Source organism: Rhizobium sp. PDO1-076 (assembly GCF_000247475.1).
GTDB lineage: Bacteria > Pseudomonadota > Alphaproteobacteria > Rhizobiales > Rhizobiaceae > Allorhizobium.
Genome location: NZ_AHZC01000024.1, coordinates 1 through 13,855 on the forward strand (window position 1 = coordinate 1; position 13,855 = coordinate 13,855).

Genomic DNA, 13,855 nt, shown 5'->3' on the forward strand with positions numbered 1-13,855 from the left:
GATCACCTCTTCCGGATCATTCGTTCGCTGCGCGAGGATGGGAAGGGCATCATATACATTACCCACAAGATGAACGAGCTCTTCGAGATCGCCGACGAGTTCTCCGTGTTTCGTGACGGCAAATACATTTCGACCTGCAATTCCGCTGACGTGACGCGCGACGACATCATCCGGATGATGGTGGGACGCGAGATCACCCAGATGTTCCCAAAGGAGCCCGCCCAGATCGGGGATGTCGTCCTGTCCGCAAAAGGCCTGACATTGAACGGCGTCTTCCGCGACGTGTCGTTCGACCTGCGCGCGGGCGAAATCCTCGGCTTTGCAGGACTGGTCGGTTCAGGCCGCTCGAATGTGGCGGAAACCGTCTTCGGGGTCACGCCGGCCGATGCAGGCACAATCGAGCTGTTCGGGAAGCACGTAGACGTCTCTTCACCATCCATTGCGATGGCTCACGGCATGGCTTTCCTGACTGAAGACCGGAAGGAAACCGGGTGTTTCCTGTTGCTCGATATCCAGGAAAACGCCCAGATGGCGGTCCTTCAACAGCGCTACGTCAATCTCGGTTTCGTCCAGCAGGAGAAGCTCAACAAGGCGGCGGCAGAGATGGCCAACAGGCTGCGCGTGCGCACGCCGGATATGAACGAGCCGATCATCAATCTCTCCGGCGGTAACCAGCAGAAGGTTTTGATCTGTCGGTGGCTGATGACCAATCCCAAGATCCTGATCCTTGATGAACCGACCCGCGGCATCGATGTAGGTGCAAAGGCGGAAATCCATCGCCTGATCTCACAGCTCGCAGGCCAGGGTGTGGCGATCATCATGATCTCATCGGAAATGCCGGAAGTGCTCGGGATGAGCGACCGTATCGTCGTGCTGCATGAGGGCCGGGTCACGGGGATCCTGGACCGGGCGGAAGCCGATCAAGTCAAGATAATGGAGCTGGCGTCGCGTTGACGACCGGCGGGGAGGAAATCATGTCAGATGCCACCAACGAACTCGGCGAGACGTCCAAGACGGGCCTCAAGAAGGTCCGACGGCTGCCACCTGAAGTCTCGATTCTGGCCGTCCTGATCGGGATCGCCCTCGTTTTCGAAGTCATCGGCTGGTATGTTGTCGGCGAGAGCTTCCTAGGCAACAAGCAGCGCCTGTCGATCATCGTGCTGCAGGTCGCGGTCACCGGCATCATCGCCGTGGGGGTCACCCAGGTGATCATCACAGGCGGCATCGATCTGTCGTCAGGATCGATGGTGGGTTTTATCGCCATGGTCGTAGCCAGCTTCGCCCAAACATCGATGAACGCGCGAGCCGTGTTTCTGCAACCCGAATACGCCGCCTTTGGCATGGACTGGTTCATAGACTCCAGCCTGCTTTGGCCTCTTTTGGCCGGTATCCTGCTGGGCGCGTTGCTCGGCTACATCAACGGTCTGATCATTGCAAAGACTGGCATTCCGCCCTTCATCGCCACGCTCGGCATGATGGTGTCTGCACGCGGCCTCGCCAAATGGTACACTGAGGGGCAGCCTGTCGCCCTGCTCAACGAGAACTTCACCTGGCTCGGACAGAGTTTCAACCTCTGGGGCTTCCCGGTGCCACGCACGGTGATTGTCTTCTTCATCGTGGCCATCATCTGTCACATTGCCCTCTCCTACACGCGCTACGGCAAGTTCACCTATGCCATTGGCGCCAACCCGCAGGCCGCGCGTGTCTCCGGCATCGATATCGGCAAGCACCTCATCAAGGTCTACGCGGTTGCGGGCCTGCTGTCGGGTCTCGCCGGCGTGATGCTGGCGGCACGAGCGCAGTCCGGCCAGCCCAACATGGGTGTGTCGTTCGAGCTCGACGCAATCGCGGCAGCCGTCATCGGGGGTACCTCACTGACGGGTGGCATCGGGCGCATCACGGGCACGGTTATCGGCACCATCATTCTGGGCGTTGTCACCTCCGGGTTCACCTTCCTCAAGGTCGGCGCTTACTATCAGGAGATCGTCAAGGGTGCGATCATAGTCGCGGCCGTCGTCATCGACGTACACCGCCAGAAGAAGAAATCCCGCGCCTGAACCTCCCGGGCGACCTGAGGCGATGCGGGGATGAAAAGATCCGCATCGCCTCCCTTTTTAACGTGACCCACTTCCAGACGGACATTCGGAGAATTCGCCTCCCATGAAGACCTATGTGCTCACCGTATCCTGCCAGTCGACCCGCGGCATCGTGGCAGCGATCTCCGGCTACCTGGCCGAGCAGGGCTGCAACATCGTAGACTCATCCCAGTTCGACGACCTCCAAACCGGCCAGTTCTTCATGCGCATCTCCTTCATCTCGGAGGAAGGCGCCAATGAAGCCAAGCTTGAAAAGAGTTTCCTGCCCGTCGCCGAAAAGTTCGGCATGAACTGGAACTTCTACGACGCCGCCAAGCGCGAAAAGGTCCTGCTGATGGTTTCGCGTTTCGGCCATTGCCTGAACGATCTGCTCTACCGCTGGAAGATCGGAGCGCTGCCGATCGAGATCGTCGGCGTCGTCTCAAATCATTTCGATTACCAGAAGGTCGTCGTGAACCACGACATCCCCTTCCACCATATCCCGGTGACCAAGGCCAACAAGCTTGAGGCCGAGGCCCGCATCATGGATCTCGTCGAGCAGACCGGTACCGAGCTCATCGTGCTCGCCCGCTACATGCAGATCCTCTCCGACCATATGTGCCAGAAGATGTCGGGCAAGATCATCAACATCCACCACTCGTTCCTGCCGTCCTTCAAGGGCGCCAATCCCTACAAGCAGGCTTTCGAGCGCGGCGTGAAGCTGATCGGGGCGACCGCCCATTACGTCACCGCCGACCTCGACGAAGGCCCGATCATCGAGCAGGACGTCGCCCGCATCACCCATGCGCAGTCGGCAGACGACTATGTCTCGATCGGCCGTGACGTTGAAAGCCAGGTGCTGGCGCGTGCGATCCACGCCCACATTCACCACCGCACCTTCATCAACGGCAACCGTACCGTCGTCTTCCCCGCAAGCCCGGGCTCCTATGCCTCCGAGCGCATGGGGTGACGCATGTCGATCATCATCGATGGAAAGGCAGCCGCCGCTTCGGTGATCGATGCGGTAACCTCAGCGGCAACCGGGCTGGAGACCTCCGGCCATCGCAAGCCGGGTCTCGCCGTCGTCATTGTTGGCAATGATCCGGCAAGCCACGCCTATGTCGGCGCAAAAAGCCGGATGGCAAAGCAATGCGGTTTCAACTCGATCCAGCACACGCTTCCGGAAGAGACCTCTCAAGGCGATCTGATGGCACTGGTCGCATCGCTGAACGCCGCCCCCGACATCGACGGCATCCTTGTTCAACTCCCGCTTCCCAAGCACCTCGACAGCGACACGGTCATCCAGTCGATCCTGCCGGAGAAGGATGTCGACGGCCTGCACATCGTCAATGCCGGCAAACTCGCGACCGGCGACCTGAAGACCGGACTGCTGTCCTGCACGCCAGCCGGCGCCATGATCCTGGTGCGGCAAGTCCACGGCAAGGACCTCTCGGGCCTCAACGCACTCGTCATCGGCCGCTCCAACCTCTTCGGAAAGCCGATGGCGCAGCTTCTTCTCAATGCCAATGCCACCGTGACCATCGGCCATTCGCGAAGCCGCGATCTGCCGGAACTCGCGCGTCAGGCGGATATCCTGGTCGCCGCCGTCGGTCGGGCGGAAATGGTGAAGGCCGACTGGCTGAAGCCGGGTTCGACCGTCATCGACGTCGGCATCAACCGTGTGGCAGCGCCCGAGAAGGGCGAGGGCAAGTTCAAGCTGGTGGGCGACGTCGCCTTTGCCGAGTGCAAGCCGGTCGCGAAAGCCATCTCGCCGGTTCCGGGCGGTGTCGGGCCGATGACGATTGCCATGCTGATGGCGAATACCGTCATTGCCGCCCATCGCAGGGCCGGTGTCGCGGCGCCGAGCTTCTGATAGCGTGCAATTAAAACCTTAGCCTCGAGGAGGGCGCGATGGGACTGGGTGTGGGGCTGATCGGTTCTGGCTATATGGGCAAGTGCCATACCCTGGCCTGGACCTCCGTGGCAACGGTTTTTCCGGATGTGGAGAGACCACGGCTTGTCGCGCTCGCCGATGCGACGCCGGAGCTCGCGCAACAGCAGTCGCAGGCCTTCGGTTTCGGCAGAGGCACGGGAGACTGGCGCGATCTCATGGCCGATCCGGCGATCGATGTGATCTCGATCGCAGCCCCCAACCAGTTCCACGCGGAAATGGCTGTAGCGGCTCTGGAAGCGGGCAAGCACATCTGGTGTGAAAAGCCCATGGCCACGTCCCTGGAGGATGCCACGCGCATGCGGGATGCGGCGAGGCAATCGGGCCGAACGGCAATCCTCGGCTACAACTACATTCAGAACCCGATGATCCGTCTCGCCCGCGCAATCATCAACGAAGGCAGGATCGGCGCCGTCAATCACATCCGGCTCGAGATGGATGAAGATTATATGGCGGACCCTGCCGAGCCCTTCTATTGGAAAAGCGAAAAGGGATCGGGATACGGCGCACTGGATGACTTTGCGGTTCACCCGCTTTCGATACTGTCGGCTCTTCACGGCCGCATCACCTCCTTGGTCGCCGACATGGCCAAGCCCTACGAGGAGAGGCCGACGAATGATGGTGGCCGTCGCACGGTCGAAAACCACGACATCGCCCAGGCTCTGTTCAGGACTGAGATGGGCGCTTCGGGTGTACTGATGGTCAATCGTTCAGCGTGGGGGAGGAAAGGTCGAATTGCGCTGCAGATCTTTGGTTCGAGGGGGTCCATTCTCTTCGACCAGGAGCGGATGAACGAGTTGCAGCTCTATTCGACCGAAGATCCGGCTGCCCTTCAGGGCTACCGAACGATACTAGCGGCACCAGAGCATGCACCCTATCGCCAGTTTATCCCCGCACCGGGTCACGGTTTGGGGTTCAACGAACTCAAGGTGACTGAATGCCATGAGCTACTACAGGCGATCTCCGGCGAACACGACGCCTATGTCATCGACTTCGAACGTGGCCTTCAGATAGAGCGCACAGTGCACGCGGCCGCACGGTCCGCTGAAGGCGGGATGTGGGTCGAGGTGTAGCCCGCTGGGCGGCGATGATATGGGAAACCTCAATCTCGAATGTCTGCTTTTGGTAGTGTTGCTGCGCGTCTTAGTGTCTGGAATGAAGGCGCGAAGCAGAAATAATTACCGCTCTCGCTTGCTGAAGAGTACGGGGCCGTCTGCGGTCTAACTGCTTCCGGAACGCAAAAAATGGAAGGGGCGAGACCACCGTGTTTCACAGAAGGTTGCTGTAGGCTCGTCGTGTGGGAAACACGGATCGCGTTGAGTAGACGGATAAAACTGGCATGCTGCTGCCAGTACCAGCCTCGTTGATGTATGGGCGGGGCACGGCTCGCCCATACCCTGCCACGTCGATACAGCCGCTATGCTTGAACCAGATCGAAGTTGTTTCCGTCGGGATCAATCAGGGTGGTGTAGCGGATTTGCGGGAGCTCGTTCTTCTGCACGACAGTCGCGCCCAGCGCGACCAGGCGCTCTGTCTCTGCATCGAGGTCGGACGTCTTGAAATCGGGATGCACACGATTGCGGCCTTCGGCGATCGTTTCAGACTTGAAGAACTGTAGCGGGAGCAGTTCGGGAGGGGTCGCCAGTGTCACGAGGACGCCGAAGTCGGTGCCGATCTCAACCCCGAGAGCGCCGGCCCACCAGGCCGCCAAGGCTTGAGGATTGGCAGTGTCAATAGTGAGGCCATGTGTCTTCATTTGGTGTCTTCCTTTTGGTTGGGGTGGATGTGCTGTCACGCCTCGCGAGAAGGCGCATGGCGGCGTCAGGATGATTCCGGTTGGTGCTTGCTCGGAGCACCGCGTGCCGCCCGGTTGCTCAGCGAGCAGCGTCAATGATGGCCCCGCCATCGGGGGTAAGGCTGTAGCCGGTGATGAACTGCGCATCCTTGGTGGCGAGGAACAGCACAACGGGCGCGATGTCCTCCTCCGGAGAGCCGAAGCGACCAAGCGGCGTGTCGGGTGCGGGGATGCTGTTCGCTTTCGCGCCCCAGGTGTCTGCGACGGGCAGGACGTTGTTGACCGTGATCTTGTCTACCCCCCACTCGCGCGCGGCGACGCGGGTCAGGGCGCGCGCAGCCTCTTTGGCCATATTGTAGGGGGCATAAGGCGGTAGACCGGCAACTCCCGCGAGCGAGGCGAAGTTGATGATCCGGCCCTCGCCGCTGGCCTTGAGGTGCGGATAGGCAGCCTGCATCGTGCGCAGGAAGGCAATGGGCCCCGTATCGAAATTGCGCTGGAGCTGCTCGACCGACAGCTCGATCACAGGCGACTGCACGACCGAGGGGTCGAAGGCGTTGTTGACGAGGATGTCGATGCCGCCCCAGGTCGCCGCGACCTGCTCGATCGCCGCCTTGATCTGATCGGCGTCGCTGACATCGGTTGCTATGCCCAGCGCCGTGCCGCCATCGGCCTCGATGTCGGCCACGACCGCCTCGACATTGGCGGGCGTAAGCGAGAGGACGGCGACCTTGGCGCCCTCCGCAGCGAACAGCTTGGCGGTGGCGCGGCCAGCGCCGGTAACGATGGCGACCTTTCCGTTGAGACGACCCATGATTTCAATCCTTCTAGTTAACAGTATGCGAGGGGGAAAGCGACGTCTCAACGCGCCGCGTCTATCATCATCCCGCCGTCGGGCGTGATGCTTGACCCGGTGATGAACTGCGCGTCCTTGCTGGCCAGGAAGAGGATGGCAGGCGCGATGTCGCTTTCCGGGATGCCATTGCGGTCGAACACATTGGGCAGCGGCGGCCTGTCGCTGCCGAAGGTGTCTGCGATCGGCATGATGTTGTTGACGGTGATCCCGTCCGCGCCCCACTCCCGCGCCGCCGTGCGCGTCAGCGCATGGACCGCCGCCTTGGCGATGCCGTAGGGCGCATAGTTGACCATGCCGAGCACGCCGCCCGCTGATCCGAGATTGATGACGCGGCCGTCACCGCTGGCCTTGAGGTAGGGATAGGCCGCCTGCATGGTGCGCAGGAATGCGATCGGTCCCGTGTCGAAATTGCGCTGGAGCTGTTCGATCGAGAGGTCGAGGACCGGCGAGAACACGACCGAGCTGTCGAAGGCGCAGTTGACCAATATGTCGATACCGCCCCAGTTCGCGACGACCGTGTCTATCGCGGCCTTGATCTGGGCGGCGTCGCTGATGTCGGTCGGCACACCCAGGGCGGTGCCGCCGGTGGCCTCGATATCGGTTACGACCGCCTCGATGTTGGCCGGCGACAGCGAGACAATGGCGACCTTCGCGCCTTCGGCGGCGAAGAGCTTTGCGGTTGCGCGACCGATGCCGCGCCCCGCCCCGGTGATGATCGCTACTTTTTCGTCAAGTCGGCCCATGATGATTTCCTTCCGATTAGTTGTGCTGCGCCGCGATCGTCGGCGCGTAGGGCGACGGCACGTCGCGTGCGGTGTTCTGGGTGGCGAAGGACGCGGCCAGCAGCACAAGGCCGATGATGGCCGGCAATGCGCCTTTGACGCTCCGCACGCCCAGATGCGCGAGGGCGGACAGGATCAGGTGATAGAACATGCCGGCATAAGCGAGGTCGCTGAGCGGCACGCTGATGCGCGAGAGGATCGCGAGGGGGCCGAGGATCTTCACCACGATCAACAGCGGCACGAGATGCGGCACATGGTAACCGAGATCGGCTTGCGCCTTAACGACGAAGTCCTTTTTCAATATGTAGAGAGTGGCAGAGGACAGATACAGCAACGACAACAGCGCTGTGCTGACCCAATAGGTATAGATGGTAGCCATGATGCCTTCCTCGCTCGCCGGGCCTGCAGCGAGACGTGTTGAAATTGGTGCTCGTTCGCTGACGCATTGCATCGCGCCTGCGGAGCTTGTATTGAAATTGGCGTGCAGGATCGAAATACGCAAGTAGGATGAATTCCTGACACTAAGTATGGAAAACCAGACCAATGTCAGAGAATGACTTCACCATGCAGGATGAAATGCGGCGCGCCTTCGCGATGCTCTCGGGCAAATGGAAGCTCGAGATCATGTGGCTACTGCACCAGCGGGTCCATCGCTTCGGGGAACTGCGCAAGGCGATCCCGGGCATAACCCAGCATATGTTGACCGCGCAGCTCCGTGAGCTGGAGGCGGACGGTCTGGTCTCGCGGACGGTTTACGCGGAGGTGCCGCCACGCGTCGAATATGAAATGACGCGCAAGGCCTTAGGACTTGCGCCTACCATGGAAGCCTTGACGGCCTGGTGGGAAGAGTATGGCAGGACCGTGCCCGAGAAGCCGGCGACGCGGGGCCGGAAGCAGAACAAATCAAACTCCCGGTCCGACTGAATTTCGAGGCGAAAGGGACGAACAACTATGGCTGATATTGGCGCATCATAGACCTGACTTTTGGTCGCCATTCGTCGTTTGCTGCCGTCGGAGCGCGGTAGGAGCGACGTCCGCTTACGGGCAGACCCCGCTGCAGTCGCTATGACCGATTTGACGGCGCTAGGCCGCCATAGCCTCAGCTCTTGAACGGAATCGAACCGCCAACCCATATTTCCGGTGACAGAAAAATCCACAGCGGCGACCGTCAAAGTCACAGCTTTGATTCTGAAATCAAATCGTCAGAGATCAGTGTCATTAATCCACATCACGCACCGCAGAGTGGCACCGTCTGGCAGCAGGCAGCGACTTCAGCCTGACCCGAAATCCATGGCAACGAGGGACATCGCGAGGCCGGGCAGAGCAAAGGATCAGATCCTCATAGGACGAGGCGGGCGACTTGATCCCAAATTCACACCAGCGTAATACGCAAACCACTCAAGGCTGTCCGATATGTCCCGGATTGATTAGGGTCTCCAGCACGAGAATTAGGCGTCCGCACAGCGTGTTCGTTCTAATTCCTTGCAGTTTCAGCTAAAATTTCGTCTGTTGTACAAATTCGATCTTTTGTCAGCATTGTTAATCCGCAACCGAATGGACGCGCTTCTTTGGGAAACGACCGCCGCAAGCCATCCCAAATAGAGGCGCCGACGTGTTCTCCGGGCTACGTCGTTGCAGTTGCGGACATCCTGCCGTTGGCTCGTGTTCACGGGCCCGCGAAGTGACTGCAAGGCTGACCGACATCTTTCTAAGCAAACGCAGATCGCTCATCTGGAGCGTCATGCGGATCGTTCGCGATCCACAAACAGCAGAGGATGTAGCCCAGGAGACATATGTCCGGGCCAGAAAGGCGATCGAGAACGGCCCGATCGAACACATCGAGGCGTTCCTCTATCAAACGGCCCGCAATCTCGCTATCAACCACAAGCGGCACCAGGACATGCGCGGCAGCGTGGAACGCAACGACCTATACGACACCGATGTCGAGAATATCGCTTCGCCATTGCCTTCTCAGGAAGCCGATTTGATTCATCGCCAACGGCTGGAACTCCTGACTGAAGCGATTGCGAAACTGCCGCAACGTGCACAGACTGTCTGGACGCTGAGCCGCATTGAGAAATGGTCGTATCCGCGGATCGCCGAACACCTAGGCGTGTCACCCAATACGGTTTTCAATGATCTGAAGCTCGCCCATGCCCATTGCCTCGATGCCCTGGAAAAGATCGACCGTGGCTGAATTCGTCCCATTGCCCGGCTGCTTACCAATGGGAACGGGTAGCGCTGCCATATCGCCTCCGGCGAAGAGGATTTTTGGGAGATTCCGGTTTGTGAAGTGTCTCAGGTATAAGGCGGCCCGATCTGGCGACTGCCGGATAGGGATGGGCTGAGTGGAACGCAACACGCCTAGGCGCGACAATGAAGAGCAGCAATTCGTGCATCCGGATCCAGCAATGGACGCTGCACTGAACTGGCTATTCACGCTGCAAGCCTCGCCTGACGATGCCAACCTTCGCGCTAGGTTGGACGACTGGCTCCGGCTTGATCCCGCGCATTCGCGAGCCTTCGAGCTCGCCGCCGGCGCATGGGAATTTCCCGAAATGGACAAGGTGGCCAACGAGATCGCGGCCCGATCCGAACACGTAATTGCTTTCCGCGAGGCTGTTGCTCCTCGCCATCCCGGAGCAAGACGAGGACTGTGGCCCCGGATCGCGATGGCGGCCGCGGCGACGGTGCTTCTGGCCATAGGCATACAGCAATATCCGGCCGTCATTTTGCGCTGGCGGGCTGACTATGCGACGCCCACGGGTCAGCATGAAGAGGTCTCGCTGCCCGACGGATCACGGATGATCCTGAACACCGCATCGGCGGTGTCGGTGAATTTCCAGGGGGCAAGGCGTTCGGTGACTCTTCTTAAGGGCGAAGCATATTTCGATGTGGTCCATGACGCGGCCCGGCCGTTTACGGTGGCGGGCAGTTTCTCAGAGGTGGAGGTCAAAGGTACGGCTTTTTCAGTCCGCACCGACAATGCGGAAGACACAGTGGTGTTGGAACGGGGCCATATCGATGTTTCGCTTCTCCAGGACCGCAAAGATGTGGCATCGCTCGAACAGGGGGAAAGCATCACTGCCTCCTCCAACAATCTGTCTGTTGTCAGGAAGTCAGACACCTCGACCTATCTTGCATGGCTTCAGGGACGGCTCGTCTTCACGGACCAACCGTTCGGTCAGGTTCTGGATGAAGTCGAAAGATACTACGGCCACTCAATACTGGTGGCGAATACCAGACTCTCAAGCATAAGGGTCAATGGTAGCTACCGCCTCGATAATCCCGAGCGGGTCATCCACTCACTGGCCACCGCTGCGGGCGCGACTGTGACACGGCTTCCAGGCGGAATTATAATCCTTCGTTAAATAATCAACTTTTTTTGTGAGATTTACCGAGCCCGATTGTCAGGTGTGTATGGGCCGGAAAAGCATGATGCGTATCGGCCCTTGGATCAGGATTAAGAGGGACGACATGGGGCTGATTTTGCGAGCTAAAGCAAGGGGTGAAACTGGCAGGAACGGGCCACTTTGCGGCAGGCGCCATCTGACAGCCCTGCTTATCACATCGAGTGTTCTTGGTGGTGTAAGTCTCATTCTTCCCACGGTCGCGAAAGCGCAGCAGCAGATCACCGGACAGGCCGTCAGCTTCAATATCCCGGCACAGCCCCTTGCCTCGGCGATCAACGCATTCATCCGCGCAAGCGGCTGGGAAGTCGGCTTTGCCTCACAAGCGGTTGCCGGAAAGCAGTCATCGTCAGTCAACGGCTCCATGACACCAGCCCAAGCACTGCAAGTTCTGTTGACCGGCACCGGCGTCGGTGCCCGGATCTCCGGCCCATCGACGGCTGCCCTGGTAACGGCGCCTTTCACCGACAGCGCGATCACGACTGACGGCTCAACCGTCCTGCAAACAATTACCGTCGCTGGCGAGGGTATCGATTCCTGGGAAGCCCCGCCCAGCTATGCAGGCGGCCAGGTCGCATCGGGTGCAAAGCTCGGCATGCTGGGCAATACAAGCATCATGGATGCACCCTTCAATGTGGCCAGCTACACGTCGAAGACGATCCAGGATCAGCAGGCTGTTACCATCGCCGATGTGGTGGCCAATGATCCCTCCGTCCGGGTCTATACAAGTGGCATGGGATCGTCCGCCGGCGTCGGAGACAGTTTCTACATTCGCGGCTTTTCAGTTGGCACATATAGCGTCCTGATCGACGGCTACGGCGGCATTGCACCCGACCGCATCATTCCAGTCGAAACCATGGAAAGCGTCGAAATCCTCAAGGGACCGAATGCGCTTCTGAACGGATATTCCCAGTATGGTTCTCTTGGAGGATCGATAAACGTCGTCCCGAAAAGGGCCACGGATGAGCCCGTTACACGCATCACGACAAGCTACGCGTCGGACAGTCAGTTCGGAACCCATCTCGATTTCGGCCGACGGTTCGGCGAAAACGAGGAATGGGGCGTCCGGGCCAACGGCATCTTTCGAGGCGGCAATACCGCAATCGACGGGCAATCCGCTCAGCTCGGCGTCGGCACCCTCGCACTGGACTATCGTGGCGATGACTTCAGGGCTAGTCTCGACACTGGCTATGTCGATCAGCAAACGGATGTACCGACCGGCGCTGCCGGCTTCGGATTTTCTTCCGACATACGCAATCCTGCTGCACCTGATCTAAGCAAGCGGATCTATCAGGACTGGGAATACTCCAACACCAAGAGTGCCTATGTGCTTGGAAAATTCGAATATGACCTGAATTCGTCATGGACCTTCTATGGCGGCGCCGGCTACCGAGACTTTTCCCAGGAATCTCTTTCCACCGACATCTTCGTCAACGACACCTTGGGCAATGCGACGGCGACGGCATATTTCAGCCCGATCCACGGACATTCGGCCTCTGCACAGGCCGGGATCAAAGGGGAATTCGACACAGGCCCGATCAGCCACAACGTCAACCTGAACGGCTCTTATCTTTTTCAGGCGCTCAATCAGCAAAGCAATTATTACGGCTTCGCGGCATTCGATACGAACATATACAACGCGCCGACCGTCGCTCGCCCCTCGACCTCTGGTTTCAGCGATAGTCCGCCGAGATACTGGAATGTCAACGCTCCTGCCGTGACGCTTGCCGACACCATGTCATTCCTGGATGATCATGTGCTGTTAACCGCCGGAGTGCGCCACCAGCAGATCGGCGTCGATGTGTTCAATCCGGATGGCAGCATGTCCCAGGTATATGACAAGCACGCGCTGACGCCGGCCTTCGGTCTGGTCGTGAAGCCGATAGACAACCTGTCAATCTATGCCAACTATATCGAGGGTCTCCAGCAGGGACCGACGGCTTGGGCCGGGACATCAAACGCGGGCCAGATCTTCCCGCCTATCCTGACGCAGCAATACGAAGCCGGGTTCAAATATGATTTCGGGACGTTCACCGCGACCGCCAGCGTCTTTCAGATTACCAAGCCGGGCAGCAGCATCACCACCGATGCCTTCGGCAACTCGGTATTCAGTGTCAATGGAGAACAACGGAACCGCGGCGTCGAGTTCAACGTCTTCGGCGAGGCCGCAGAAAATCTGCGCCTGCTGGGGGGCGTTGCCTATACGCAAGGCACGCTGACCAACACGGATGATGGCCTCTATGACGGAAATACCGCTATCGGCGTACCCCGCTGGCAATCCAATCTGGGCATCGAGTGGGATCCGCAGTTCGCGGAAGGCCTGACGCTGTCCGGCCGAATGATATCGACCAGTTCCCAATTCATCGACCAGGCTAACACCCAGAAACTGTCAAGTTGGACCAGGTTCGATATTGGCGCTCAGTACAAGACGGAGTCATTCGGCAATCCGCTCGTCTTGCGCGCGTCGGTGGAGAACGTGTTCGACAAAAATTACTGGGCAGGTGTAGACGGTGGCTGGGCAACGACGGGCACGCCCCGCACGTTCAAGCTGTCGGCGACTGTGGATTTCTGAACATGAAAGCCGGGCCAACGGTTCTTCGACCGACACGCCGACATCTCCTGCAAACCGGTATCGCTACCGGTTTGAGCCTCATGCCGGGCTTTCAAGGGCGCACTGCGCGAGCAGCGCCCTCCCATCCCCTTGTCGTGCTGGATTTCGCCCATGCACAGTCGCTCCTGGCACTTGGCATCGAGACATTCGGCATGGCGGAGCGCTGGCGATACGCACGGTATGTCGAGGAGCCGCGCCTTCCAGCCTCGGTCTTCGACATTGGTTCATTGCACCAACCAAACCTTGAGCTTCTGTCCAGCGTCCAACCTCAGCGGATCATACATTCACAGGAGTGGCCAACCGATACCGAACAGCTCGCGCGGATCGCGTCGTTGACGGAGCTATCGATCTATACCGGCACACCGGCGCCTCTCG

At 59.5% G+C, this 13,855-nt stretch carries 14 protein-coding genes; 10 read left to right on the plus strand and 4 right to left on the minus strand.

What is annotated here, in order from left to right:
• From PDO_RS02325 to PDO_RS02345, 5 genes are all read left to right on the plus strand, one after another.
• Nucleotides 1–954, plus strand: a 954-nt coding sequence (locus tag PDO_RS02325; protein ID WP_007597275.1) for a sugar ABC transporter ATP-binding protein, incomplete at its 5' end; no start/stop codon positions are given.
• A 20-nt stretch (nucleotides 955–974) separates the two neighbouring features.
• Complete coding sequence (locus PDO_RS02330) at nucleotides 975–2,057, plus strand: ABC transporter permease (RefSeq protein ID WP_007597277.1); 1,083 nt, start codon at nucleotides 975–977, stop codon at nucleotides 2,055–2,057.
• Between the two features lie 103 nt (nucleotides 2,058–2,160).
• Complete coding sequence (gene purU, locus PDO_RS02335) at nucleotides 2,161–3,045, plus strand: formyltetrahydrofolate deformylase (RefSeq protein WP_007597278.1); 885 nt, start codon at nucleotides 2,161–2,163, stop codon at nucleotides 3,043–3,045.
• Between the two features lie 3 nt (nucleotides 3,046–3,048).
• On the plus strand, nucleotides 3,049–3,948 hold the full coding sequence (locus PDO_RS02340; RefSeq protein ID WP_007597279.1) for a bifunctional methylenetetrahydrofolate dehydrogenase/methenyltetrahydrofolate cyclohydrolase: 900 nt from the start codon (nucleotides 3,049–3,051) through the stop codon (nucleotides 3,946–3,948).
• Nucleotides 3,949–3,986: 38 nt separating this feature from the next.
• Entirely contained in the window at nucleotides 3,987–5,099 is a 1,113-nt protein-coding gene (locus tag PDO_RS02345) for a Gfo/Idh/MocA family protein (protein WP_007597280.1), read from the plus strand.
• 344 nt (nucleotides 5,100–5,443) lie between these two features.
• Here the strand turns inward: PDO_RS02345 and PDO_RS02350 are convergent, their stop codons facing one another.
• From PDO_RS02350 to PDO_RS02365, 4 genes are all read right to left on the minus strand, one after another.
• Nucleotides 5,444–5,782, minus strand: a complete 339-nt coding sequence (locus PDO_RS02350) for a VOC family protein (RefSeq protein WP_007597281.1) — start codon at nucleotides 5,780–5,782, stop codon at nucleotides 5,444–5,446.
• A gap of 118 nt (nucleotides 5,783–5,900) precedes the next feature.
• The gene (locus PDO_RS02355) at nucleotides 5,901–6,635 is read right to left on the minus strand and encodes an SDR family NAD(P)-dependent oxidoreductase (protein ID WP_007597284.1); all 735 of its coding nucleotides are present in this window, start codon (nucleotides 6,633–6,635) and stop codon (nucleotides 5,901–5,903) included.
• 47 nt (nucleotides 6,636–6,682) lie between these two features.
• Entirely contained in the window at nucleotides 6,683–7,420 is a 738-nt protein-coding gene (locus tag PDO_RS02360; protein ID WP_007597286.1) for an SDR family NAD(P)-dependent oxidoreductase, read from the minus strand.
• Between the two features lie 16 nt (nucleotides 7,421–7,436).
• Complete coding sequence (locus PDO_RS02365) at nucleotides 7,437–7,838, minus strand: DoxX family protein (RefSeq protein ID WP_007597288.1); 402 nt, start codon at nucleotides 7,836–7,838, stop codon at nucleotides 7,437–7,439.
• Nucleotides 7,839–8,002: 164 nt separating this feature from the next.
• Between PDO_RS02365 and PDO_RS02370 the strand changes: the two genes are divergently transcribed.
• The 5 genes from PDO_RS02370 to PDO_RS28705 all read left to right on the plus strand — a co-directional run.
• Nucleotides 8,003–8,383 (plus strand): winged helix-turn-helix transcriptional regulator, encoded by a 381-nt coding sequence (locus PDO_RS02370; protein ID WP_007597290.1) that lies wholly within the window; start codon nucleotides 8,003–8,005, stop codon nucleotides 8,381–8,383.
• A 757-nt stretch (nucleotides 8,384–9,140) separates the two neighbouring features.
• Nucleotides 9,141–9,656 (plus strand): RNA polymerase sigma factor, encoded by a 516-nt coding sequence (locus PDO_RS02375; RefSeq protein ID WP_037072396.1) that lies wholly within the window; start codon nucleotides 9,141–9,143, stop codon nucleotides 9,654–9,656.
• 151 nt (nucleotides 9,657–9,807) lie between these two features.
• Nucleotides 9,808–10,830, plus strand: coding sequence for a FecR family protein (locus PDO_RS02380; RefSeq protein WP_037072398.1), 1,023 nt, complete (start codon nucleotides 9,808–9,810; stop codon nucleotides 10,828–10,830).
• A gap of 106 nt (nucleotides 10,831–10,936) precedes the next feature.
• Entirely contained in the window at nucleotides 10,937–13,441 is a 2,505-nt protein-coding gene (locus tag PDO_RS02385) for a TonB-dependent receptor (RefSeq protein ID WP_007597300.1), read from the plus strand.
• A gap of 2 nt (nucleotides 13,442–13,443) precedes the next feature.
• A partial coding sequence (locus PDO_RS28705; RefSeq protein ID WP_458574633.1) for a TroA family protein occupies nucleotides 13,444–13,855 on the plus strand: 412 nt, incomplete at its 3' end.